This is a genomic window from Ruminiclostridium papyrosolvens C7, from assembly GCF_000421965.1.
GTDB lineage: Bacteria > Bacillota > Clostridia > Acetivibrionales > DSM-1351 > Ruminiclostridium > Ruminiclostridium papyrosolvens_A.
This window is the reverse complement of the sequence record NZ_ATAY01000020.1, coordinates 210,213-234,879: the sequence shown is the minus strand read 5'-3', so window position 1 is coordinate 234,879 and position 24,667 is coordinate 210,213. Positions and strand designations below refer to the sequence as shown.

Sequence of the window (24,667 nt, the reverse complement as noted above, 5' to 3'; positions counted from 1 at the left end):
TTTTTAATTTGAAGTTATAATATAAATGGTACAGGTATATATTAGAAAAGGATATTCTAATAAGTGCGGTATCAAATAGAAATGAATTATTTTTTATTTTCATCATTTATTGCTTTTGCTCTAACTTTCTATCTTTGTAATAAAAGTAAAATTTTTAAATATATCAAAAAGAGCTTTCTACCCCTTTGTGCTGCATTATTTATTATAGCTCTGATAGTTTTTCCAAAGACGGCTGTTTCATCAGCTTCAAAAGGTATCCATCTATGGTTGGAGGTCGTTTTTCCATCACTTTTTCCATTTTTCGTTGCTTCTCAATTGTTAAACCGCTCAGGATTCATTGGATTTGCAGGTATTATAATGGAACCGATAATGCGGCCGATTTTCAATATACCTGGATGCGGTTCTTTTGCACTTGCTATGGGAATTGTAAGTGGCTACCCAATAGGTGCTTCTATTACAAGTGATTTGAAAAGGCAGAACCTAATATCTAAAACTGAGGCCGAGAGACTTCTGACCTTCACTAATAATTCAGGCCCCCTGTTTATTATGGGAGCTGTAGCCGTGGGAATGTTCAGTATGCCGGCAGCAGGTTACCTTCTATATTTCAGTCATGTTGCTGCTTGCCTTACAGTAGGGTTTATTTTCAGATACTACAAAAGCTCTGAGAAAAGTCCTAAAAAGCCTTATTTAAAGTTGTCACAAAAAATTAGAATTGAACTTAAAAAGCTGAAAAACTCCGATATAAATCCATACACTCTTTTTGGTGAATGTGTAAAGAACTCTATATCAACTATTTTAACTATAGGAGGGTTCATCATATTTTTTTCAGTTTTAATTAATATTCTGATTTCAAGCGGATTTAGCGGGTGGGTATGCAGTAGAGCCCCTGCTTTGCTCGATAAATTTGGTCTGGGGCGGCAAATTTTAGAAGGAATTTTTTGCGGCTTCTTTGAAATAACTACCGGTGCAAGCTTTATTAACTTAGCAAATGTAGACTTGATTATTAAACTATGTACGGTCAGCCTGATAATAGGTTGGGCAGGACTTTCGGTACATGCTCAGGTTTTAAGCGTAATAAACGGCTCCGATATAAGCCCAAAGCCGTATATAATAGGCAAAGCCCTCCAAGGGATTATTTCATGCATATATACTTTTATAGGTTATAAATTATTCAGCAGCTTCATTCATAAAACATCTTCTGTATTTGCTAATTCAGAAAAGGTATTTTCCGACAACTGGAAAAGCATATTACAATCCTCTCTTCACTCTGTCTTATTAATATCAGTAATAATGCTGTTGATTTCCGTTATTTATATATGTATAACTACTTTTGTGTCAAGGAAAAACTTATTTTAATTCTTCCCTGTTGGTCCTGATAACCTCAGCAGCTTCAGACAGTATATCCTCGACTTTATTTAGAACACCGTCGGCGTACTCTCTGGCACCTAACCGCACTTCTCTGGCATTTTTCTGTGCAGCTGCAATGATTTCATTGGATTGTTCATAAGCTTTTTTGGTTATTTCATGCTCGTCAACAAGAGATGCGATTTTATTTTCAGCATCCTTCATTATATTGTTTGCTTCCCTCTGCGCTTCCAGCAAAATCCTCTGGCGTTCTTCTTTAACCCATTTTGCCTGCTTTATATCGTCTGGTAGTTTGAGCCTCATCTCTTTAATTATTTCAAGAATTTCTTCCCTATCCAGAAGACATTTTCCTGAAAACGGTACACTTGGACTTTTCTCAACGAGTTCCTCCAATGTTTCCAGTATAGTTAAAATTTCCATATCATAAACCTCCCCGGGTTATTTGAGTTTAAATTTATCAATAATGTCTTTTTCTATACATTCAGGTACCAGGCCACTTATATTTCCTCCATGTCTGGCAAGCTCTTTTACCATACTTGAGCTTAGAAAAGAATAGTTTATATTTGACATCATAAAAAGTGTTTCAATGTCAGGCGCCTGATTTTTATTCAACAATGCCATCTGCAGCTCATACTCAAAATCCGATACAGCCCGCAGGCCTTTAATTATTACATTAGCGTTTTTTTCCTTTACAAAGTCAACCAGTAATCCTGAAAAACATTCAATTTCAATATTCGTACTATCCTTAACTACCTTTTTTAATAAGCTAACCCGTTCTTCAATAGTAAAGAGAGGATTTTTACTATGGTTAATTAACACTGCAACAATAAGTTTGTCACAAATTTTTGAAGCTCTCTCAATTATATCTAAATGACCGTTTGTAACAGGATCAAAACTTCCGGGATATATAAATGTGTTCATATTTTATCATCCTTGAAATTTATATTCTTTTGTAAAAAGTTAATTTAGTTTTTCCGTAAATCTGCTGCCTGGATACACAAAGTGTTCCTATTTGCTGAGGCAGCTGATCTTCTATATCTGTTTCGACAGATATTAAAACTTTTTCATCCAGCACTCCATAGTTTTCAAGATCTTGTAAAATTCCCGGTACAATTTCCTTTTTATATGGAGGGTCTAAAAAAATTATATCAAACTTTTTACTTAGTTGGGAGAGTTTTTTCAGTATTAATTGTGCTTCTCCCAAAAAAAACTGCGATTTATCCATTAATTTTGTATGCTGTAGGTTTCTATTTATAATGTCTGCACTTTGTTCACTCCGGTCACAAAATACAGCACTGTTTGCACCTCTACTCAACGCTTCAATTCCGAGACTTCCGGTTCCGGCGAACAAATCCAGTACATTTGACCCGGGTATATACGGCAATATTATATTAAATAGATTTTCTTTCACCCTGTCTGTAGTGGGCCTTGTGTTCATCCCTTCCAAAGTAAATAACTTTAAACCTTTGGCACTTCCTGAAATTACTCTCAGCATGCTAATCACACCTAACTTCTATTATGATAATGTAACCTTGTCCCCAAAATACACGGCAAGGTGTTTTTTCAGTTCCTTATGTTTCATAAGGCCCGGGTCAGCCCGGATAATCTCCATTGCACTATCCTGAGCCAGCTTTAAAATTTCCATATCCTTGTACAGATTGGCTATTTTTAATTCGGGAATCCCGTGCTGCCTGGTGCCAAAAAATTCACCGGGACCTCTTATTTCCAAGTCTTTTTCTGAGATTACAAAACCGTCGTTTGAGTGAGTCATAATTTTCATTCTCTCTTTTGCAACCTTTGAATTTGATTGGTTAAACAAAATACAGAAGGATTGCTCATCTCCTCTGCCGACTCTCCCCCTCAATTGGTGCAATTGCGCCAGACCAAACCTTTCAGCATTTTCTATTATCATCACAGTAGCATTTGGCACATTTACACCGACCTCTATTATAGTTGTAGAAACAAGAATACTTATTTCACCCGAAACGAATCTTTTCATAATATCTTCTTTTTCAGATGATTTCATTTTCCCATGAATAATTCCCACGTTTAAATCACTGAATACACTTTTGCTTATATCTTCAGCAGTAACTACTGCTGATTTTGCCTCAATCTCCTCGGATTCTTCTACAAGGGGGCAAACGATATATACCTGCCTGCCTTCTTTTACTTTTTCCCTTACAAATTTATTAATCCTCTCCCTCATAGTTTCATTTACAGAGTATGTTTTAATTGGTTTTCTTCCTGGCGGGAGTTCATCAATGATTGATATATCCAGGTCTCCGTATAAAATCAATGCCAAGGTTCTAGGAATTGGAGTTGCAGTCATAACCAGCACATCAGGATTCTGACCTTTTTCTGTCAATATTGTTCTTTGGCGAACTCCGAATCTGTGCTGTTCATCAGTGATTACAAGCCCCAGCTGTTTAAATTCTACATAATCCTCTATAAGTGCATGAGTTCCAATAACAACGTCAGTTTTTCCTTCCTTTAGTTCTTCTACTATCAACTGCTTCTGTTTTTTAGTCAGACTGCTGGATAACAATTCAACTGAAATACCAAAGCCGTCAAACAAGCTCCTTATCGATTTAAAATGCTGTTCTGCCAATATTTCAGTGGGTACCATTAAAGCTCCCTGATAGCCACACTTAACAGCTTTAAACAGCGCCAGAACTGCAATCATTGTCTTTCCTGAACCCACATCCCCCTGCACAAGCCTGTTCATTACATGAGAACTTTCCATGTCCTTTTCGACTTCCATAAAAACCTTTTTCTGTGCGTTTGTAAGCTCAAAGGGAAGAGATTCAATAAAGCCTTCCATTTCGTCTATGTGAGTATATTTTATACCCACTCTTGTATCAGTTGCAAGGCTCTTATACGATAAAAGCCCCAGCTGCAGCATAAAAAGTTCTTCAAAAACCAGTCTGAACCTTGCTAGTTCAATATCCCGGGCAGAGGCCGGAAAGTGTATTTGTTTTATTGAATAGGTTTTGTCAGCGAGCTTGTACTCTTCTCTGACAGATAAAGGTATCATGTCTTCAAGCTCAATATCATTTACTCCCTTTATTGCCTCATATACAACCGATCTTATAATATTCTGCCCTAAATCTTTCGTAGAAGAATAAACAGGAAGTATTTTCAGGCTTTTTTTCATGTATTTAGAACTTGTTTTTTCAAAGACTGGATTTACTATTTGAAGTTTATTTAATTTTCTGTCTGCTTTTCCGAAAAATATGTAGTTTTCTCCAAGTGTCAAAGAGTTTTTTACATATGGCTGATTAAACCAAATTGCTGTAATCTTTCCGGTACTGTCCTCTATTGATACTCTTGATACCGTCATACCTTTCTTAGGTCTTGTTAAGCTTACATTCGATACTATTGTTCCCTCAAAGGAACACGGAACACCATTCTGAAGATCGGCTATATTCTTTATACTGCTCCTGTCTTCATAGTCTCTTGGATAGTAAGTTAAGAGATCAAAAAAATTGTGGATTTCCAATTTTTTAAATAGTAATTCCCTTGATTCACCAACACCCTTTATATATCTGATTGATTTTTGTTTCAAATCGTTAATTGTTATTTTTTTCATACAACCTCTTTTGTAAGTACACTAACAATATCCCGTTAAGTCTCGGCTATGTAAAGTAAATTGTACCATATTTTTCGACATAGAAAAAGGGTATCTGGTCCTGTATCCTTTTATCAGATATTAATCCTAATACTTTTAAATTAAAAAGACTTGCAGTATATGGCTTTTGTGTGTTAAAATAGTTATTGCTTGATGCCGAGATATTGAGAAAATAAAATTCTCCAATAATTAAAGGAGGTGTAATATATGGCAAAGTGTGAAGTATGCAGTAAAGCAACTACTTTTGGTAACAACCGAAGCCATGCATTAAATGCTACTAGCCGTACATGGAAACCTAATGTAAGAAAAATAAAGATAATTGATAATGGCACACCAAAGTCAATTAACATATGCACAAGGTGTCTTCGTTCAAACAAAGTTACCAGAGCTATATAATTTGATTACGTTAAATTTCTAAAAATAAAAAGCGTTACGAGACGCTTTTTTATTTTTATTTTTATTACTTCCTCATCATTAGGATCAGCCTATTTTAAATACCTTCTTTAATATGTTTCCAAAAAACTTAGGCATTTTTACGACTACTATTTTCATAATTACACTCCCCCTGAATAGCTCTTACTATTTATCATATTCCGCCAAAAGTACTTTCGTGATAGTAAATACAAATTCTTAACCTAAAAAGTTGTCTAAATCTTTATTATAGTGAATAGATATATACGGATAAGCTATTTTTTTAAAGGGAGTGGTCAGATGTTTTCTCTATTTAATGCCAGTCAAAGAAAAAAACTTATAATGATAATAGTATTTATTGTATTTTCTGTAGGTATTATTACATTTGTTCGTATTTTTTTTTATGGAAACTCTTATTATACAATAACGGTTAACAGCCAAATATCTTTTTCTTACCCCATGGATTTCGCAATTAAAAATGTATATGCCAGCGACCCTGCTTCTGCTCCATATATTCAGGCAAGCAACAGTAAATATAAGAGTTTTATTGATTATAAGTCACCCGAAGACAAATTTCATTTCAGTTATCCTTCAAATTTCAAACTGAATCAGCAGGCTTTTCCGGGCAGTGAAATTTTATATCATGTAGATTTTCAAAATAAAAACGATAATTCCTTTACAGGGTTTGTTCAGGTTTGGAATCTGCCTTACGAACTCAGTAAGTTTCTTGAGGAATCAAAGGAAAACTCTCTTGCCGATTTTATCAATTTCAATTCCAAAGAGATCGAAGTCAATAAAATGAAAGGGTATTTTTGGGAGTATACCGTAAAAGGTTCCAATGAAAACTATAAAACACTTGAAGTATTCCTCTCAAAGGATTCCAGGCTATATAGAATTAGTTTTTATATACCTGAAAAAAATTATACCCATGAAGACTATGATATGTTTTGGAAAATGGTAAATTCTATGAAAGTTAATTAACCTACTTTTGGAGAAATCATAATACAATTTCTTCCATTTTCCTTTGCCTTGTATAGTGCATTGTCTGCATCTCTGATTAATCCTACCTGATTCGAAGATGTTTCAGGATAGCACGCTATCCCAAAACTTGCAGTAACAGAGGCTGATATAAGATTGTCTTTAATTACATTGCCTGCAATCTTTGTTCGCAAAAACTCAACTTTTTCATGAGCCTGTTGTATTGATGTCCGTGGTAAGATAAGTACAAATTCTTCTCCCCCGAACCTTGCGATGGTATCAGTTCCCCGCAGGTTATTTTTTACTGTTTGTGCTACTTCTTTCAGTACTACATCACCAAAAAGATGTCCGTATGTATCATTAAATATTTTGAAAAAGTCAATGTCCAGAATTACCAGAGATAAACTGTACCCCTTTTCCTCAGCCATCTTAAATTCAGCTTCGAATTTTTCATGGAAGTAGACACGGTTATAAACCCCTGTCAAACCGTCAACTGTGGCCATTTCCTGAAGGTTGGCATAAAGTTCGGCATTTTCAATTGCCATACTTACCTGTTTTCCCATGGTAGTAAGCAGCCTTAAGTTTTCGGTATTAAATGTGTTGTTATTACGGTGTTCAATGAGAGTGAGTCCGAACTTTCTGGATTTCAAACTCAAAGGCACGCACATAAAGGAACCTATTTGTCTTGTCTGAATAAAATCGTATTTATCAGGGTCAACCATATTTTCTATCAAAGGCTTTTCATTTTGCAATATATCAAGGAGAAGCTCACAATTAACATTATCAGCCAAAATCGCAAGCTCTTCTTTATTTGTGATATTTGTAAACTGTACCTTAAGTCTGTTTTTCTTCTGGTCAAACAATAATATAGTAGAATAGTTCACGCCCATTACACCTATTATTACATCATTTACAAAATTAAGTAACTCGTTTATGTCTAGAATGGAGCCTATGGCCTCACTCACTTGTTGAAGGGTATAAAACTCTGCAATACTTGACGTGAGCCTTTTATTTGTATCTTCAAGCTTAAAATTGGTTTCCTTTAGCTTTTCATACTGGTTCTTTATTTTATCCTTGGCGAAAGCAAGCTGCTCATACTTCTCACCCAATTCATCAATCAACCTATCATTTTCCTGTTCATTTTTTAAGTTTTCAGAGTAAATTTTAGCACTTATACGGAATATACAAAGTAGTAATATGTATATGCACACAATCCTGAAAAGACTATAAAGTACTTTTGTAACATCAAAGGACTCTTGTATCCCATATACTATAAATATATGTGCTACCTTGATTACTGCACTGAAACTCAATAACGTATAGGTCAACTTTTTGCCCTTGTGAATGCTTATAAAAAATAAAGGCAAGACAAGAGAAAGGTACTCTATCCCATCCGAAAATGGCAATAAAAATACGGATGTCAAAAAGACTTCGATTGACCTAAAAATGTCAAATACTGTATCTGAATATAGATTTATATTTTTTACAAATATAATTTTAACAATATTCAGAGACAAAATTGACGCTATAAATACTATGAGAAAAATTTCCTTACTAAAATAAACATTAGCATCAGTATAAAGTTCCTGCTTGAAAAGCAATGCAGAAAACAGTAATACAATAAATACCCAATAAAGGTTAATCATAACCTTTTCATATTTTTGTATTTTATTCATATATTTCCTTTCTAACTACAATTGCATATTCTCCCAATAAATTTCTATATTGTCTCCCCGAGAAATTGTATCAGTAAAATTAGCCTGACTTCCATTTAATTTTAATATAATGTTTCCTTTAGGTACTGACAAATCAAAATTAATATAGTTGAAAATATCCACAAAAATATACTGCTTGTTTTCTTTCAATTCGATTCTTTCACCGTTTACATAAATAACAAAGCCTTTTTCAGGTACAGGAACACTGTTGTTTTCCATATTATCCTGTTCCAATTGATTTATTAATACATCATCAGTCTCATAAATCTCTTGTTCTTCAAAGCCCTGTTCAGGAGCAGTTACAGCAACTGATTCCAGAAGTTCCGAATCAGTTATACTGTCGTTGTCCTTTAGTATGTATTCAGGACTGCCGATTTCCCCATTGACCCGTAATAAACTGCTTTCAAGACCAATTTCAAATTTTGTTATGAAGTCCTTTAGTGTGACTATTTCCTCTATTTGAACCTTATCACCATTTTTTATAGGTACATCCATACCGCATACCTGCCCGTTAATTGAACAATACGGTACAAGCTCTATCCGGTCTTCGTTCAAAAAGACAGTTAGCCCTCTTGGGTGTTTGATATAATCAATTGCTCTCTTTTCAGCGTCCATACCATTGTATGAAGGCTTTATGTATATGGAATCATTATTATTTATTCTAGTATCAAGACTTGCCTGCTCATTGTTAACGAAAATTTCAGCCGCCCTTCCATGTTCACCCTTAATACTCACATCTTTACCATTAAGTGTGAACTTCAATGACTTTCCTGATCTGCCAATCAGCTTATCAGGATTATACCCTACCAATATTAAAGCATCTGCTACACTAAGCTTCTTGGAGTTGAACAGCTTTATTTTATTTTCATTTACAGTGACAGTCATAAAGTCCTGGCCTCTTTGCATATGTGCCATCATGGCTATCCCAAAAGGTGTGATAGATTCAGGCCCTGTTAACTTTTTAATCTTGGTCTTTATGTTTTGTATTACATCCCTCCCCCTTACTGCAACTCTGTTATCAGGAAGCCCCAGTCCTTCAGCTATCCTGTTTGTAAGCCCGGGTATCTGGCTCCCGCCTCCTATCAGAAACACCGCATTGGGGGCCTTCTGATTGAATTCCAGAATTTTATCGCATATACTTCCTGCTAAAAAATCTATAGAAGGTTTTATTATTTCAATAGCCTTTTGGTGTGTAATCTCATACTTATTCCCTAGTATATCTGTATACTTGATATTTTCTGTACCAGATGAAATAGATATTTTAATTTTCTCAGCAGTATTAAAATCAACCAAAAACTCCTGAGCTATTTTTTCGGTTATCTCGTCACCAGCTATCGGAACCATGCCATACGCCACCACGGAGCCGTCTCTGGTTACTGCTATATCCGATGTTCCTGCACCGATATCAACCAGAACAAGATTCAAAAGTCTTAAATCTTTTGGAATAGTTACATTTATTGCAGCTATAGGTTCAAGCGTGAGACTTATTACCTCCAGTCCAACCTTTGACATAACCGTGTATAAGCTGTCTACTACAACGTGAGGCAGGAATGTAGCCAGTACTTCCACCCCGATTTTCTTACCTTTATGCCCTACAAGTGACGAAATAACATACCCATTGAGAAAGTAGTTTACAACACTATACCCGACACAATAAAAGGTCATTTTTTCTTCATTGGATATTTCGTTATCTAGCTTAAATTGTGCATTCTGAATAGCGTCAACTTCCAGACTTCCCACAATTTCCGATGTTATTTCACGTCCCTGTTCAATATCGTATTCCAGTTTTGTCTGACTTGTTTTTAGAACCCTTCCTGCAGCTGCTATGGCTACTTTTGTCAAAGCAACCCCAAGTATCTTCTCCAGTCGTTCTTTAACTTGAGTTATTACTTCGGCAACCTTTTCAATATCATGTATTTGTCCGTCCAGCATTGCACGACTTTTATGTTCACATATCTCAGCCGCAACAACCCTGAAACATTCCTTCTCATAAACTCCTACTATACCTATAACTGTTCTTGTTCCAATATCAAGAGCAAATATCAAATCTTCTTCATTAAATGTTTCTACTTTAGTTTTTGTTATCTTCTGTTTACCAGGCATACCTTACCCCCATGTATAAAAACAGTCGTGACTCTATTTCTTAGTATAATAACTGCATAAATGATTTATCTCACACTTTTCACATTCAGGTTTTCTTGCGTTACACACAGCTCTGCCATGAAAGACCAACTTATGGCAAAAGTCTGCCCATTTATCTTTAGGAATTATTTTCTGCAAATCATATTCAATCTTCTCAGGGTCTTCATTCTTGGTCAGACCCGTTCTGTTTGAAAGTCTTTTAGCATGGGTGTCAACAACCACTCCCTGCTTTCCATGTATCTCATACAAGTATAGGTTCGCTGTCTTACGTCCTACCCCGGGCAATTCAAGAAGTTCCTCCATATTATCAGGAATTTTTCCGTTGTATTTTTCAGTAATAATCTTGCAACAAGCGATTATGTTTTTTGCCTTATTTCTGTAAAACCCAGTTGATTTAATATCCTCTTCCAGTTCTCTTACATCTGCATTTGCAAATGCCTCTACCGATGGATATTTCTTATATAAATCCTTTGCAACTATATTTACCCTGGCATCAGTACACTGGGCTGCAAGTTGAGTAGAAATCAAAAGCTGAAGCGGGTTCTCATACTGCAGGGAGCACTCCGCGCCAGGATAAAGCCTGTCAAGAACTTCTATCATCTGCAGAACCTTTTCCTTTTTAGTCATCGAATTTTATACCTTCTTTATCTTATGTTATCTATTTTTGTGTTCTAAAGCTATTTTATATAAATCTAAGTACTTAATACAAGGCTTCTTCCAAGAAAAATCACTTTCCAACGCCCTGACAACCAATTCTTCCCACTCTTGACTGCAATAAACCTGTATTGCCCTATTCAAAGTATCCTCAAATTCCTTTTCATCAAATTCCGTGAAAGAGAACCCATTTCCGTTTTTTCTATCCTTATCATAATCTATTACAGTTTCAGCAAGGCCTCCTGTAGCCCTTACAACGGGAATTGTACCATATCTGAAACTAATAATCTGTCCTAAGCCGCAAGGTTCAAAACGAGAAGGCATTAAGAACATATCTGCTGAGGCATATATCTTTTTAGCCAGTTTTTGGTTGAACTCCAAAAAAACTGCTACATTATCGGGATACTTTTTCTGAAGTTCCTTAAACGAGTTATGATAATATTCATCCCCGATTCCAAGAACAGTCAACTGTATATCCTTTTCTTTTATAAATCTGTCGATACACCCCAATATAAGTTCCAGACCCTTCTGATGTGTCAGTCTCGTAATAACTGCCAAAATCGGAGCATCACTTTTAGCTAAGCCGAACTCTTTCTGGAATTTTCTTTTGTTTTCCTTCTTATTCCACGGGCATTTAGAGTCATAACCCTTATATAAATCTTCATTCTTACCGGGATCGAACTCTTCATAAGATATTCCATTTACAATACCGAAAAGGTCTTTTTTCCTTTTATTAAGTATACCTTCCATTTTTTCACCGTATGCAGTTGAAAGAATTTCCTGCGCATACTGCTTGCTTACGGTATTTATTTTATCTGAATACACAAGTCCGCATTTCATAAAACTGAACATTCCATAAAATTCAGCCTTGTCATAGGTAAAGAAGTCTTCCTCCAAGTTTAGAAAACCGCATATATCAGCACTGAAATTTCCTTGATACTCAAGGTTGTGAATAGTATAAACCGTAGCAATATCTTTATAAAAATCATGTTTGGCATATTTTTCTTTTAAAAGCAGACATAAAGGGCCAGTATGCCAGTCATTGCAATGAATAATATCCGGTTTAAAGTCAATATAGGGTAACATTTCAAGGGCTGCCTTGCACAGCATTATAAATCTTTGTGCATCATCCTGGTAGCAATATATACCATCTCTATAATAATAATGATAGTTTTCTAAAAAATAGACCTTAACTTCTTTTGAACCTGAAACAGGTATACAGCTTTCCTTGATTACACATGTTTCTTTTCTTTCGCCCATTTCAACCGGAAAATCGGCTACATAAGCTAATTCTGTATCTATACTTTTGTATCGCGGCATAAGTACTCTTACATCCTGCCCCAGCAGCGTTAACTCCTTTGGCAGAGAACCTGCAACGTCAGCTAAGCCCCCGGTCTTTGCGAAAGGGTCAACTTCTGCGGATACAAAAAGTACCTTTAACTGTTTATTAGATAAATTCACCACATTACCTCCAAAATGCTAGTTGTTAATCAGCTCTTTAATCATATTTATAAAAAGATCCGATATTCTTGGATCAAACTGAATACCCTTGCACCTTTCAATTTCGTTAATTGCCAATTCCATTGTCATACCTCTTCGGTATGTTCTGTCACTTGTCATTGCATCAAAGGCATCTGCTATACATAATATTCTTCCTAAAAGACTGATTTCCTCACCCTTTAGCCCATTAGGATAACCGCCACCGTTATATTTTTCGTGATGTTCCAGAATTGCTTTTAAACCGTTTCTTAAAAATTCTACATTTTTAAGTATATTATAGGAAATGAGTGGATGCTTTTTTATTTCTTCATATTCACCATCAGTTAATTTGTCTGATTTGTTGAGAATTGAAGCCGATACTCCTATCTTTCCTATATCGTGCAAAATTGCCGCATATCTTAAATCCTGTATAGTATCTTCATCCAGCTTCATACGGGCAGCAATCTCACATGAAATCTCCATCACCCTCTGGCAATGTCCGCTGGTATAAGCATCCTTTGCCTCGATTGCATTTACCAAAGACATAACTGTTTGAATATATCCTGTATTAAGGCTTTCCGAGTACCTTAGAAGCTCTTCATTTTTTTGACGAAGTTCGTCCTTGGCTGTATTGAGACTTTCAATATTATTATTCAAATCGTCGTTAACCGCTGCTGTTTCCTCATAAAGGGCTTCAATTTCCTGCTTCTGTATATATACATCATTTATTAGCTGAGACTTGTACATGGCGACAGCTGCATAATTTGCAAGACTTTGGAGAAATGTAAGATTTACTTTTTTAAAAGAATCTTTATTTTTTGTTTCAAGAAAAATAACACCCAGCTGTTCATCGGATATGTTAAGAGGTATCACAAGCTTGTCTCCCAATATACCTCTTCTTTTAATATCAATCCCGCTTTTAACTACAACGGAATTTGTATTAAAACATTGTGTAACAACAGAATCCTCGTCAAAATATTTCCCTACTTCTCCAAACACTATTTCTCCCAATTCATATTTACAATATATATCTTGAGAATCCACATCCTTGAAGCAAATAAGGCACCTGTCACACCCTGTAAACTTTTTAAATACATCGTATACATATTTAATTATATTTTCAATTTCAATTGTAGAGTTAAATTTTTCAGACGTAATGCTTAATGCTTCTAACTGATTCTGTTTTTCCACAAGAAGTTTTAAAGTCTTAAAATAGCTCTTTCCCGCTATCGTATTGAGAAGATACTCATTTTGCTGGAGAATTCCATATTTCTTTATATTTTTTCGATTTTTTCTATCTATAATAATATATTCACAAATATCATATGCTAAAAATACAATACACAAACCACAAGTTATAGCCAACGGTTTCTCAGCATTCATATAAATCCCGTATATAAAGCATGGTAAAGCTATAACGCATATAATTATTTTAACTAGATGTGAATAATATTTGCTTAAGTTCATATATGCCTCCAGCATTTTATAATTCCAGAAAAATCCTAAGATTATATATCTAATTGTAAATTTTTTTTTACTTATTAGCAATACAATTTATTTATTCCCTAAATTTTTTTTATTTACAATTAAAAAAAGCTGTCCAATGAAACAATTAATTGTTCACGAGACAGCCTTCATATAAATATTTTTTACTTTGTTTCACCTAATTTTGCCTGAACGGTTTTTGAATTTCCATCTCTGAAGATTTCAATCTTAACAACATCCCCAGGTTTCATCTTATTCTTTATATCTTCAAGTTCATCATAGGATTTCACTGATTTATTATTGAACTTAGTTATTACATCGCCAGGCATTATACCTGCTTTAGCAGCGGCACCAAACAGCTCAACATCTGCTACATATACACCTGCCGGCATATTATTTGCCTTTGCTATATCTTCCGTATATTGCTGATTAACTGAAATCCCCAGATAAGGTTTTGCAATATAGGTTTTTGTCATAAGTTCATCTGCTATTGTTTTTGCTTCATTTACCGGGATTGCAAAACCAAGTCCTTCAAATCCTGTTGCAACCATTTTTACTGTATTTACTCCAATAAGCTGTCCCTTAATATTCACCAATGCACCGCCACTGTTTCCGGGGTTTATAGCAGCATCTGTCTGAACAAGCCTGATTCTCTTTCCTCCATCCAACTGAACGGTTCTGTTTAGTCCGCTAATAACACCGTATGTCAAAGAACCCATGTATTCAAGGCCTCCCGGATTGCCTATTGCAATGGCCGGCTCACCTACTTTAATGTCATCTGAATTACCGAATTCTATAACAGGCAGATTTGTCTCATTTATTTTCAAAACAGCAAGGTCTGTTTTAGAATCGTAACCTTTAACTGTCGCGGAATATGGCTTATCTATTCTGTTTGGAAGGAACACTTCAATCTTTGCGTCACTTCTGATGCCTCTGGTTTTGTCATTTAAAGCCCCTTCAATAACGTGATGGTTTGTAAGGATATATCCATCCGCACTTATTATTATTCCTGAACCTTCACCGCCCTCAGACTGAACACCAAATAATTCATTGGAATTTTGATAAGTTGTTTTTATACCCACTACTGAAGGTCCAACTTTTTCTGCAACGCTGGTTACCGCTGATTCTCCATTTTGTACAATCTCTACCCGTTTTAGTTCGCCGGTATTATTGGGTTGTGTACTTTCTGTTTTAAGACCTGGGAAATTATTTCCAAGATATTCTTTTATATGTGGCTGCACAACCGGTGCAACAAAAAGCATTAACAATGCAAGAAGCGCTGCTCCAACTAGAGAGCTTACAGCTGATACTAATACATATTTCCATGCATTTGACTTTTTAGTATTTGTTTTTTTAAAGCTTTCCTTGTAATAATTGTTATAAGCCGGACTCGGTACACCTTGCGTTTCCCAGTTGTTATCTTTTACACTAAAATTAGACGTACCAACTTCTTGTGGTCCGGTTTGTGATTCTTGTGTGTTTAAATTGTAATTAGCATCAACAGTATCTTGATTTGTATTTTCTCCGGCTACATTATCAACCGGCTCCTCATTTTCAATTTCAGGATTCGTTATTTCATATTGGTTGCTGCTGTTTGTGTTATCCTCCTGAGTTGTACTTTCAGACCCCTGTGATTCTGAATTGCTGTTTACTTCATAAGTGCCGTTATCATTCTGCGGCTGGTCACTAATGGAACCATTTTCATTTATCTTATCATCTCTATCGTCGATCATTATGAAGTCTCCCTTCCTTTTTCTATAGTTTTATTTTAATGATGTATTTTTAAAAAAGTATGAACAAAGTGTTAATCTTCAACATGACTTTTGTAGTAATCAAGTGTAAACATAAACTTTGTTCCTTTTCCTACCTCACTTTCCACCCATATATCCTGTTTATGTTCAGTTATAATATTTTTTACGATTGCTAAACCAAGACCGGTACCTGTTTTATCCTTTCCCCTTGATTTATCTGACTTGTAAAATCTATCCCAAATTCTTTTTTTATCATCGTTATCTATTCCAATACCGTTATCTTTAACAGATACATAGACTTTATCTTTATTCTTTGCAGTTTCAACTATTATCTTACCATTTTCATTTGAAAATTTTACGGCATTGTGCAAGAGATTTATAATAACCCGTTCAATGGAGTCTTTGTCAGCTAATACCATCATGCTGTCTATCTCAAAATTAGCTTCTATTTCCAAATTTTTGGAGGTAATTAGAGTTTCCAACTTTATGACGCAAATTCTTATTAATTCGTTTATGTCAAAAGGCTTCATAGATAACGTCAACTCACCGGATTCCATTTTCGCCAGATCCAGAAGATCATTCACCAATCTGTTAAGCCTGTTGGTTTCATCCCGCACAATCGTTAAGTAGTCTTTTTGCTTTTCAGGAGGTATAGTACCGTCAAGGATACCTTCTATAAAACCTCTTATAGAAGTCATTGGCGTTCGTAGTTCGTGAGAAACATTCGCAATAAATCCTCTTCTGAGTTCTTCCAGCCTTTGCAAATCTTCAACCATATGATTAAAACTGTCCGCAAGTTGCCCTATCTCATCCCGGGAACTGACAACAATCCTTTTTTGAAAGTCTCCCCCTGCAATTATTTTTGCAGCATTGTTAATCTGTTTTAAAGGACGTGTAAATCTGATTGAAAATATATAAACAAGAATTATGGCAAGAATTATGGCTACTCCACCTGAAATAAGAAATAGGCTGAATACCGAGGTTCTTACTTTTTGAATAGCAGGTACCGGAGTATGCAGGTAAACGGCCGCTATAGTCTGCTGCCTTCCATTAATTGGTGTTACTTCAAACGGCATCTGGATGGTAAGCCACGAACTTCCGTATTTTTGGAAAGCCTCATTACTAAAAAAGCCAAAAAAGTTTCCTGTTTCTGTTTGTGTTTTACCACTGTTATTCATTACTTTTATATATTGCCTTATATCCGGCAGCTTCGGATATCCCGAATCATCTATGTACTGCTTCAGAACATCGCTTATTTGATCATCGCTGGATACTGATATAAGGATATGCCCCGTATTATCAACTATCCAAATAATAGAATTACTTGAAACGCTGTACATTTCAAGGGTTTGACGAAAAATCCCCTGAACCAGTTGGTTGTTTTTATTTGGTAGATAATAATTGTAGAAAAAGTCCCTTATATTTTCTGCACTCTCACCAAGAGTATCAGTCTGCTGTTTTGTAACGAAACCATTTAAAAAATAGTACAAAAAGCCGCCTGTAACTACATAGCTTAAAACAAGCAGTCCTATAAAAACCACTACGAGCTTCTGAAATATTGTCTTTTTAAACCTGATCATTATTTCACCTCAAACTTATAGCCAACACCCCATACGGTTTTTAGCTGCCATGGCTGACCTTCCAGATCTATTTTTTCACGAACTCTCTTCACATGAACATCAACAGTTCTGGAATCTCCATAAAAATCAAATCCCCATACATGTTCCAGTAGCTGCTCCCTTGTAAAAACCTTGTTTGGATTGGAGGCTAGGAAAAATAAGAGTTCCAATTCCTTTGGAGGAAGTTCTATCAGGTTGCCCTTCAGACGGATTGTATAATTACTCTTATTTATAATCAGGTTTGGAAATGCAACTTCCAGTGTGTCTACTTCCTTATGCTCATATCTTCTTAATACTGCCTTTACCCTTGCAACTAGCTCTTTAGGCTCAAAGGGTTTAACCATGTAGTCATCTGCTCCCAGCTCCAGTCCAAGGACCTTGTCAAAGGTTTCGCCTTTCGCAGTTAACATAATAATAGGTATGGAGCTTACCTTCCTTATTTCCCGGCATACCTGCCAACCGTCGATTCCGGGAAGCATAATATCCAGAACTACCAGGCTAGGAGTCTGTATTTTAAATGTATCAACAGCATTAAGCCCGTTATAAGCATAGAGGACTTCATATCCTTCTTTTTCAAGGTATAACCCTATCAACTCACATATATTTCTATCATCGTCAACTATTAATACTTTGCTTTTACTACTCATAAGTACTCCTTGTCTTTGTAAGTTAATTTTTTTCCATAAAATTAATTTAATTATATCAATTCCGTGTGAAAAAGGTGAAAATTTTTAAATTGTTAACAAAAAATTAAAATCAGTATTATTGATAAACATAAAAAAACCTCTTTATTCATAGGTATTATTTTACCAAATAAATAAAAAGGTTATTTCTAAACTCTAAAAAGCATTCCTTATTTAGCTTACCTTCAATTCCAATCTCAGCTTATCGGCAATCATTGCAATAAATTCTGAATTGGTAGGTTTCCCCTTGCCTATATTTACTGTATATCCAAACAGTGCATCTATAGCCTCTACTTGGCCTCTGCTCCATGCAACTTCAATTGCATGGCGTATTGCCCTTTCAACTCTGCTTGGAGTAGTATTATATTCCTTTGCTATACTGGGATATAACAATTTTGTGATGGAATTTATAACGTCAAGGTCTTTAACAACCATCATTATTGCGTCTCTCAAATACTGGTAACCCTTAATATGTGCAGGCACTCCAATCTCATGCATGACATTTGTTACTTCAACTTCAAGGCTTCTTGAAGTATTATTAATATGTGCCGGCTTCTTTTCTGTGATAAATGTATCACTTCTGTGTTGCGATATGGAAGAATTCATTGATGTGGAAGTGCTAGCTGAAGATAAATATGTGTTATCCTTAAGTTGTCTGATTCGGCTTACAAGAACATCCATGTCAAATGGCTTCACTATGTAGTACTCCGCACCTAATGATAAAGCGCGTTGGGTAATCTTATCCTGTCCTACGGCAGAAAGAACAATAAATAATGGCTTTTTCTCAAGATTGGATGAAGCTATTTTTTCCAAAACGCCCAAACCATCCAAATGAGGCATTATTATGTCCAGAATTGCTATATCAGGAGTATTTTGAAGGATCAAATCAACTGCTTCGAATCCATCTCTTGCAAGACCAACAACCTCTATATCCTCCTGGTTGGATAAGTACTCGCATAAGATGTCTCCAAACTCTCGGTTATCATCTGCGATTAGGACTTCTATTTTTTTACTACTCAAACTGAAAACCCCCCATGTTTTTAATTTTTCCATTATATGTCATGAATCTATTATATTTTGAACTCGACATTATTTCAAGTTTTTTACACGAATTGCCAAGGAATTATTTTTTCAGAAATTTTAAAATCCGCTGTATAAGTCTATAGTAGCACATTTTGTTGCATTTTAAAAATCTTCTTTTAAAATAAAAAACATTATATTATTGCCCAAAAAGAGAAATAAGTATAATGTTTTCATTTATATTTATGTTACTTGCTGACATTTTATCTGTAGTTTATCCTGCATCAAGTTGTTCTTCTTGTTTTACAGGGGATTCAGAAATATTTTTTAACATCCATTCAATAAATATTCCGTAACCTCTTGTAGGGTCATTAACCAAAACATGTGTAACTGCTCCGATTAATTTACCGTTTTGTATTATTGGACTGCCTGACATACCCTGAACAATTCCTCCGGTTGAATTCAATAGCCTCTTGTCATTTACTCTTATAACCATTCCTTTTGGCCCGCTGAAAGACTGCCTTGAAACCTTTTCAATAATTATACTGAACTCTTCAATTTTGTTTCCTTCTATATTTGACAAAATCGTTGCAGGTCCAACTTTTACTTGGCCTCTCAAACCTATTGGATATAATCGGTTTTTGTCAATATGAAAATCTTCAAACATTCGCCCATATATTCCGCATTCTGCATTGGTAAATATATTTCCCAATGGGGGTTTGTTTTCCATAAATATTCCTTTAAGTTCGCCCGGTGTTCCCTGCTCGCCTTTTCTTACAGAAATAATATTTGATTCCATTACTTCTCCGCTGTTAACAGGCATCAATGTTCCGGTGTCAGCATCCGTTATGCCATGCCCCAGTGCGCCAAATCCATGAGTTTCGGGATCATAAAATGTCATAGTTCCTATACCTGCGGTGCTGTCTCTAACCCATAATCCAATGTGATATTTTTTGTCATTTACACCTTCAATTGGATTAATGGTAGTAGTCATAAATTCATTGCCACGTTTGAATTTAATTGTCAGCTTGTCTCCTTTACAGTAATCAATCTCATCAATAAGATCTTTAATACCTGACAATTTTTTGTTATTTACCTCGTAAATGACATCTCCTGTCTTTATACCTCCATCCTTGGCAGGCGCAGACTTAGAGCCGTCTGGCTTATCAACCTCACTAAGCCCGATTACTAAAATACCATCCATTCTAATTTTAACCCCTATAGTATTTCCGCATGCAGCAAGCTTTTTACTAGGAATTATGTCTACTTGCATAGTCTTTAACGGTATAACTCCAAATGCTTTGAAATTAAGTTTCACCGAGCCTCTCTTTTGAGTTTTAAAAGAAAGTGGAGATATTAATTCCAGATAATTCCCCTGCGCTTTTATATCAGTATTATTAAGTTTTAGAACTGCCCGGTTATCAGCCTTGATATTTACAAAATAGAAGCTTTTAAAATTGTAAATATACTCCTCTCCTTCCAGAAGAATAAGTTTTTCTGGAATTACGGAAAATGCTTGCAAGTAACTGAGTGTAATAACACAAAAACAAACAAATAATAATACAAACAGCTTTTTCTTATTTGATTTGATATAGTGCATTTATTTTCACTCTCCCGATATTTAAAATATCTTTACGGCTGCTTGCGGATAATAAAATCACGCCTATTAAAGCGTGATCTCAAAATCATAATCATAAGTTAACCTTTATGCATTTTTATTATTCAAGTAAAAAAAAACATGACAGGTAATTAAAACTCATATCTGTCATGTTTGGCGACTTTTCGATTTTTGGAAACGATTTCTATAATTATTTTTTCTTAAAATTTTCAGCAGAGTGAAGTAATTCTTCCGCATGCTTATAAGCAATGGAGGTTATGTCAGAACCTCCTATTATTCTTGCTATTTCCTGAATACGGCCCTTTTCATCCAAAATTCTTACGGTAGTGTATGTATTTTCACCATTAGAATTTTTTTCAATATAGAGGTGATTATCGGCCATACACGCCAGCTGGGACAAGTGAGTAACACATATAACCTGATGGGTTCTTGAAATGTAGGACAGCTTTTCTCCAACCTTTTGAGCTGCTTTTCCACTGATTCCAGTATCAATCTCATCAAATATAAGTGTTGGGATTGCATCTACATTGGCAAGAATAGTTTTTATGGCAAGCATAATTCTTGACATTTCACCACCCGAAGCTATTCTGCTAAGGGGTTTTAATGGTTCCCCCGCATTACTTGAAATCAGAAATTCCACATTATCCAAACCATTTTTGGTGAAATTATGCTTTGTATCATCCATTATAATATTGACCTTGAAACGGGCATTTTTCATTTCAAGATTTTCAAGTTCAGCAGTTATATTACTTTCAAGAACCAGAGCTGCCTTTTCCCTCTGAGAATGCAGCTTAGTAGCTGTTTCCTGCAATTTTTGAGTTATGGCTACCAGCTGCTTTTTCAAGTCTTCAGCAAGGCTTTCACTCTGGAGTAATTCGTCATATTCAATCTGGGATTTCTTAAGAAAATCCAAGGCTTCTATTATACCTGCTCCATACTTCCTCTTTACCCTGGTAATAATATCAAGTCTTTCCTCTATTACTGACAGTTCATCGGGGTCAAAATCACCTTCATCCCTTCTTGCCCTTAACTCCTCACAAATATCCTCCATCTGGTAAACAACTGATTCCAGTTTTTCGGACAAAGGAATAAACCCTTCATCGTACTTCTGAACGGCTGCAAGCTCAGAAAGTGCCTTGTTTATATTATATAAAGCTGATTTACCGGTGTCTCCCCCATCACTCAGCAACTGATAAGAACTATGTATGGAATTCATTATTTTCTCGGAATTAGCGAGTAGTTGTCTCCTTTTTAATAGTTCCTCATCCTCGCCTTCCTTTAGTTTGGCATTTTTAATCTCGTCAATCTGAAATTTCAGCATATCCATCCTGCGTTCAATTTCACCTTTATCTCCAACGATGCCTTTAAGTTTGGATTTTACTGATTTATAGTCCTCAAAGAGACAATGATATTCAGACTTAACTTTTTGAATGGCCTCTCCGCCAAAAGCATCCAACAATTCAATATGTGATTCTGTTTTAAGCAGTGACTGATTGTCGTGCTGACCGTGAATATCCAAAAGAAGCTGACCTACTTGTTTTAGCACGGAAACATTTACCAATCTTCCGTTAATACGACACGTATTCTTTCCGCTCAAACTTATTTCCCTTGATAGAATCAAGCTACCATCCTCATGTTCAATACCCAGTTCATTCAAAATGTCATTTATATAAGTACTGTCATATTCGAACACAGCTTCAATAAATGCCTTCTCTTTACCATTTCTTATTATGTCCCTGTTTACACGTTCTCCGAGGACGGCATTTATTGAATCAATAAGAATGGACTTTCCTGCACCGGTTTCACCTGTAAGGACATTCAACCCCGGTGCAATTTCAAGACTTATCTTATCAATAAGTGCAATATTCTGGATATCGAGCTGTAACAGCATACAAAAACACCTGCCTGTTTAAAAAGTAATTTATGATTTTATCATTTTATTAAATTTATTAACAATGTCCTCAGCAATTTTTTCAGCCCTGCAAACCATTATCAATGTATCATCTCCGGCTATTGTACCCAGTATTTCAGTCCATTTAAGTGAATCTATTGCAGAACCGGCAGCCTGAGCCATACCTGAGAGTGTCTTAACAACAACGATATTATTTGCATAATCACTGGAAACATATGCTTCCGTTAGAATGGTAATCAATCTGTTTGAAACCTGATTTTCAGACTGAGCAAAAGCAGAATATTTATATTTGCCTTCAGCAGTCATAACCTTAATCAGCCTTAGTTCCTTAATATCACGGGAAACTGTGGCCTGAGTCACATCCATCCCTTGTTGCTTGAGCTTTTCTGCAAGTTCTTCCTGTGTTTCAATATCGTTATTATCGATTATATCCAAAATTTTTGCATGTCTGTTATATTTCATACTTTACTCCTCTTTTCTCTCGTAAATTTTACTTCTGAGTACGGTAAAAAAGTTTTTGGAATTTACCCTGATTATTTTTACAGTACTGTCTGTTTTCTCTATTTCAAGATAATCTCCACCTGTTATTTCAAGATTTTTCTGTCCGTCCACAGTTACAATAGCTTTGTGCTCAAAACCCTGTGATACACATATTTTTATTTTTCGCATATCCGATGTAATTAATGCTCTTGACGACAAAATATGCGGACAAATCGGAGTTATGATAATCAGTTCCGATGTAGGCTCAACTATGGGTCCTCCTGCCGATAAGGAATACGCTGTGGAACCTGTTGGTGTAGCCACAACGATACCGTCACCCGGATACATTTCAACAAGGTTATTATCAATATAAGTACTAAGGTGAAGTATTCTGGGAATACCCCCTCTCGAAATAACAATATCATTTATTGCCACGTCCTGGGCAACTAACTTCCCTTCCTTGTACAATTTGGATGATAACATTATTCTATCTTCTAAACTGTACCTGTCATTCAATATATTTTCTACCGCTTTGTCTATTTCACCTTTTTCCACATCAGTTAAAAACCCAAGAGACCCAAGGTTAATACCCAACATAGGGAGTCCGTACAAATATGCGGTTCTGGCTGTTCTTAGAAAAGTGCCGTCTCCACCGAGACATATGATCATATCGCAATTATCACAAATTTCAACCACATGGTTGTCAATATCATCCATTTCAAAAGTACCGTCATAAGTAGGCAATACAGCTTGTCCGCCGTGTTTTTGAATACTTTTAACCAATTGTTTTGTATATTCTAAACCTTTGTCTTTTTCTCTGTTTGTTATAATTCCGATTTTTTTCATAGTCGTCAGCCTCCATGAGCCGTGCAGTAACATAGTTGTTTATCTTTTTTTACACTTTAACAGATTATTCAGCTTTTTACCAGTGTGTTGTGTGCTTCAGAAACAACACTTTCTACAAGTTCATTTGTATCTTTTGAATCCTGATTTTCTTTTTTCGTTGTATACAACAAATACTCTATATTGCCCTCCGGGCCTTTAATCGGTGAAAACGATAACTCTTTTATAAATAAATTGTTGGCTATAACAAAATTAATTATATTAAATATAACTTCCTTATGAACGGCGCTGTCCCTTACAACACCGTGCTTACCAACCTTTTCACGCCCTGCCTCAAACTGCGGTTTTATAAGACATACCAACTCAGCCTCGTCCTTTAAAAGTGCCAAAACTGCCGGCAACACCTTTGTAAGTGATATAAATGAAACATCTATTGATGCAAAATCAGATAAAAAGCCTATATCTTCCGGCTTAACATATCTGACATTAGTACGTTCCATACATATAACTCTGGGGTCGTTTCTCAACTCCCATGCAAGCTGTCCATACCCTACATCTACAGCAACTACCTTTGTTGCACCGTTTTTAAGCATACAATCCGTAAATCCTCCGGTAGACGCACCTATGTCAAGGCAGGTTTTATCTGTAAGAATTATATTAAAAGCACTCACGGCTTTAGCAAGCTTTAATCCTCCCCTGCTTACATAAGGATTGACATTTTCCTTTATTTCAATCTCACATTCAACAGGGACTTTTGTACCCGGCTTGTCCTCCCTGATTCCATTAATCCACACAAGTCCGGCCATAATAGCACTCTTGCATTTTTCACGGCTCTCAAACAAGCCTTTATTTACAAGTAGTACATCAAGTCTTTCCTTTTCCAA

Annotated in this window: 21 protein-coding genes; 3 read left to right on the top strand and 18 right to left on the bottom strand. The window is 35.6% G+C overall.

What is annotated here, in order from left to right:
• The first annotated feature begins 81 nt into the window (after positions 1-81).
• A complete protein-coding gene (gene ylbJ / locus L323_RS26090) occupies positions 82-1,356 on the top strand; it encodes a sporulation integral membrane protein YlbJ (RefSeq protein WP_031341822.1) in 1,275 nt (424 codons plus the stop codon).
• On the opposite strand, the gene L323_RS26085 is transcribed toward ylbJ, so the two are convergent.
• The 4 genes from L323_RS26085 to recG are packed head-to-tail and all read right to left on the bottom strand — an operon-like array spanning position 1,348 to position 4,954.
• Positions 1,348-1,785, bottom strand: a complete 438-nt coding sequence (locus tag L323_RS26085) for an ATPase (protein ID WP_004617762.1) — start codon at positions 1,783-1,785, stop codon at positions 1,348-1,350. The two genes, ylbJ and L323_RS26085, sit on opposite strands and share 9 nt — an antisense overlap.
• 18 nt (positions 1,786-1,803) lie before the next feature.
• Positions 1,804-2,286 (bottom strand): pantetheine-phosphate adenylyltransferase, encoded by a 483-nt coding sequence (gene coaD, locus L323_RS26080; RefSeq protein ID WP_020814584.1) that lies wholly within the window; start codon positions 2,284-2,286, stop codon positions 1,804-1,806.
• A 19-nt stretch (positions 2,287-2,305) separates the two neighbouring features.
• Complete coding sequence (rsmD, locus tag L323_RS26075) at positions 2,306-2,860, bottom strand: 16S rRNA (guanine(966)-N(2))-methyltransferase RsmD (protein ID WP_020814583.1); 555 nt, start codon at positions 2,858-2,860, stop codon at positions 2,306-2,308.
• 21 nt (positions 2,861-2,881) lie between these two features.
• Positions 2,882-4,954: an ATP-dependent DNA helicase RecG gene (gene recG, locus L323_RS26070; RefSeq protein ID WP_020814582.1), complete on the bottom strand. Its 2,073-nt coding sequence runs from the start codon at positions 4,952-4,954 to the stop codon at positions 2,882-2,884.
• A 246-nt stretch (positions 4,955-5,200) separates the two neighbouring features.
• Between recG and rpmB the strand changes: the two genes are divergently transcribed.
• Together rpmB and L323_RS26060 are read left to right on the top strand one after the other, a co-directional pair.
• Positions 5,201-5,389 (top strand): 50S ribosomal protein L28, encoded by a 189-nt coding sequence (rpmB, locus tag L323_RS26065; protein WP_004617754.1) that lies wholly within the window; start codon positions 5,201-5,203, stop codon positions 5,387-5,389.
• A 315-nt stretch (positions 5,390-5,704) separates the two neighbouring features.
• A complete protein-coding gene (locus L323_RS26060) occupies positions 5,705-6,385 on the top strand; it encodes a PsbP-related protein (RefSeq protein WP_020814581.1) in 681 nt (226 codons plus the stop codon).
• Here L323_RS26060 and L323_RS26055 read toward each other — a convergent pair.
• The 14 genes from L323_RS26055 to L323_RS25990 form a co-directional block, all read right to left on the bottom strand.
• Positions 6,382-8,058, bottom strand: a complete 1,677-nt coding sequence (locus L323_RS26055) for a sensor domain-containing diguanylate cyclase (protein WP_020814580.1) — start codon at positions 8,056-8,058, stop codon at positions 6,382-6,384. The genes L323_RS26060 and L323_RS26055 overlap by 4 nt on opposite strands.
• A gap of 15 nt (positions 8,059-8,073) precedes the next feature.
• Positions 8,074-10,200 carry a cell division protein FtsA gene (locus tag L323_RS26050; protein ID WP_020814579.1) on the bottom strand — a complete coding sequence of 709 codons (2,127 nt, stop codon included), beginning with the start codon at positions 10,198-10,200 and terminating at the stop codon, positions 8,074-8,076.
• A 33-nt stretch (positions 10,201-10,233) separates the two neighbouring features.
• Positions 10,234-10,866 carry an endonuclease III gene (gene nth, locus L323_RS26045; protein ID WP_020814578.1) on the bottom strand — a complete coding sequence of 211 codons (633 nt, stop codon included), beginning with the start codon at positions 10,864-10,866 and terminating at the stop codon, positions 10,234-10,236.
• 27 nt (positions 10,867-10,893) lie between these two features.
• The gene (locus L323_RS26040) at positions 10,894-12,354 is read right to left on the bottom strand and encodes a glycogen synthase (protein ID WP_020814577.1); all 1,461 of its coding nucleotides are present in this window, start codon (positions 12,352-12,354) and stop codon (positions 10,894-10,896) included.
• A gap of 18 nt (positions 12,355-12,372) precedes the next feature.
• Entirely contained in the window at positions 12,373-13,839 is a 1,467-nt protein-coding gene (locus L323_RS26035; RefSeq protein ID WP_020814576.1) for an HD domain-containing phosphohydrolase, read from the bottom strand.
• Between the two features lie 182 nt (positions 13,840-14,021).
• Positions 14,022-15,590, bottom strand: coding sequence for a S1C family serine protease (locus tag L323_RS26030; RefSeq protein WP_020814575.1), 1,569 nt, complete (start codon positions 15,588-15,590; stop codon positions 14,022-14,024).
• 71 nt (positions 15,591-15,661) lie between these two features.
• The gene (locus L323_RS26025) at positions 15,662-17,188 is read right to left on the bottom strand and encodes a sensor histidine kinase (RefSeq protein ID WP_020814574.1); all 1,527 of its coding nucleotides are present in this window, start codon (positions 17,186-17,188) and stop codon (positions 15,662-15,664) included.
• Entirely contained in the window at positions 17,188-17,874 is a 687-nt protein-coding gene (locus L323_RS26020; RefSeq protein WP_014313779.1) for a response regulator transcription factor, read from the bottom strand. The genes L323_RS26025 and L323_RS26020 overlap by 1 nt, the downstream gene beginning before the upstream one ends.
• A gap of 210 nt (positions 17,875-18,084) precedes the next feature.
• On the bottom strand, positions 18,085-18,930 hold the full coding sequence (spo0A, locus tag L323_RS26015) for a sporulation transcription factor Spo0A (RefSeq protein WP_020814573.1): 846 nt from the start codon (positions 18,928-18,930) through the stop codon (positions 18,085-18,087).
• A 274-nt stretch (positions 18,931-19,204) separates the two neighbouring features.
• Positions 19,205-20,530 carry a SpoIVB peptidase gene (gene spoIVB, locus L323_RS26010; protein WP_020814572.1) on the bottom strand — a complete coding sequence of 442 codons (1,326 nt, stop codon included), beginning with the start codon at positions 20,528-20,530 and terminating at the stop codon, positions 19,205-19,207.
• Positions 20,531-20,738: 208 nt separating this feature from the next.
• On the bottom strand, positions 20,739-22,439 hold the full coding sequence (recN, locus tag L323_RS26005; protein ID WP_020814571.1) for a DNA repair protein RecN: 1,701 nt from the start codon (positions 22,437-22,439) through the stop codon (positions 20,739-20,741).
• A 30-nt stretch (positions 22,440-22,469) separates the two neighbouring features.
• Positions 22,470-22,922, bottom strand: coding sequence for an arginine repressor (locus L323_RS26000; protein ID WP_004617715.1), 453 nt, complete (start codon positions 22,920-22,922; stop codon positions 22,470-22,472).
• Between the two features lie 3 nt (positions 22,923-22,925).
• Positions 22,926-23,786 (bottom strand): NAD(+)/NADH kinase, encoded by an 861-nt coding sequence (locus L323_RS25995; protein ID WP_020814570.1) that lies wholly within the window; start codon positions 23,784-23,786, stop codon positions 22,926-22,928.
• 68 nt (positions 23,787-23,854) lie between these two features.
• Positions 23,855-24,667 carry a TlyA family RNA methyltransferase gene (locus L323_RS25990; protein WP_020814569.1) on the bottom strand — a complete coding sequence of 271 codons (813 nt, stop codon included), beginning with the start codon at positions 24,665-24,667 and terminating at the stop codon, positions 23,855-23,857.

Coding starts and splice junctions, on each gene's coding strand:
- L323_RS26050 (WP_020814579.1), bottom strand. CDS start 10,200: ATGCCTGGTAAACAGAAGATAACAAAAACTAAAGTAGAAACATTTAAT.
- L323_RS26085 (WP_004617762.1), bottom strand. CDS start 1,785: ATGGAAATTTTAACTATACTGGAAACATTGGAGGAACTCGTTGAGAAA.
- recN (WP_020814571.1), bottom strand. CDS start 22,439: ATGCTGTTACAGCTCGATATCCAGAATATTGCACTTATTGATAAGATA.
- rsmD (WP_020814583.1), bottom strand. CDS start 2,860: ATGCTGAGAGTAATTTCAGGAAGTGCCAAAGGTTTAAAGTTATTTACT.
- coaD (WP_020814584.1), bottom strand. CDS start 2,286: ATGAACACATTTATATATCCCGGAAGTTTTGATCCTGTTACAAACGGT.
- spoIVB (WP_020814572.1), bottom strand. CDS start 20,530: ATGCACTATATCAAATCAAATAAGAAAAAGCTGTTTGTATTATTATTT.
- L323_RS26000 (WP_004617715.1), bottom strand. CDS start 22,922: ATGAAATATAACAGACATGCAAAAATTTTGGATATAATCGATAATAAC.
- ylbJ (WP_031341822.1), top strand. CDS start 82: ATGAATTATTTTTTATTTTCATCATTTATTGCTTTTGCTCTAACTTTC.
- L323_RS26035 (WP_020814576.1), bottom strand. CDS start 13,839: ATGAACTTAAGCAAATATTATTCACATCTAGTTAAAATAATTATATGC.
- L323_RS25995 (WP_020814570.1), bottom strand. CDS start 23,786: ATGAAAAAAATCGGAATTATAACAAACAGAGAAAAAGACAAAGGTTTA.
- nth (WP_020814578.1), bottom strand. CDS start 10,866: ATGACTAAAAAGGAAAAGGTTCTGCAGATGATAGAAGTTCTTGACAGG.
- L323_RS26060 (WP_020814581.1), top strand. CDS start 5,705: ATGTTTTCTCTATTTAATGCCAGTCAAAGAAAAAAACTTATAATGATA.
- L323_RS26025 (WP_020814574.1), bottom strand. CDS start 17,188: ATGATCAGGTTTAAAAAGACAATATTTCAGAAGCTCGTAGTGGTTTTT.
- recG (WP_020814582.1), bottom strand. CDS start 4,954: ATGAAAAAAATAACAATTAACGATTTGAAACAAAAATCAATCAGATAT.
- L323_RS26030 (WP_020814575.1), bottom strand. CDS start 15,590: ATGATCGACGATAGAGATGATAAGATAAATGAAAATGGTTCCATTAGT.
- L323_RS26020 (WP_014313779.1), bottom strand. CDS start 17,874: ATGAGTAGTAAAAGCAAAGTATTAATAGTTGACGATGATAGAAATATA.
- L323_RS26055 (WP_020814580.1), bottom strand. CDS start 8,058: ATGAATAAAATACAAAAATATGAAAAGGTTATGATTAACCTTTATTGG.
- rpmB (WP_004617754.1), top strand. CDS start 5,201: ATGGCAAAGTGTGAAGTATGCAGTAAAGCAACTACTTTTGGTAACAAC.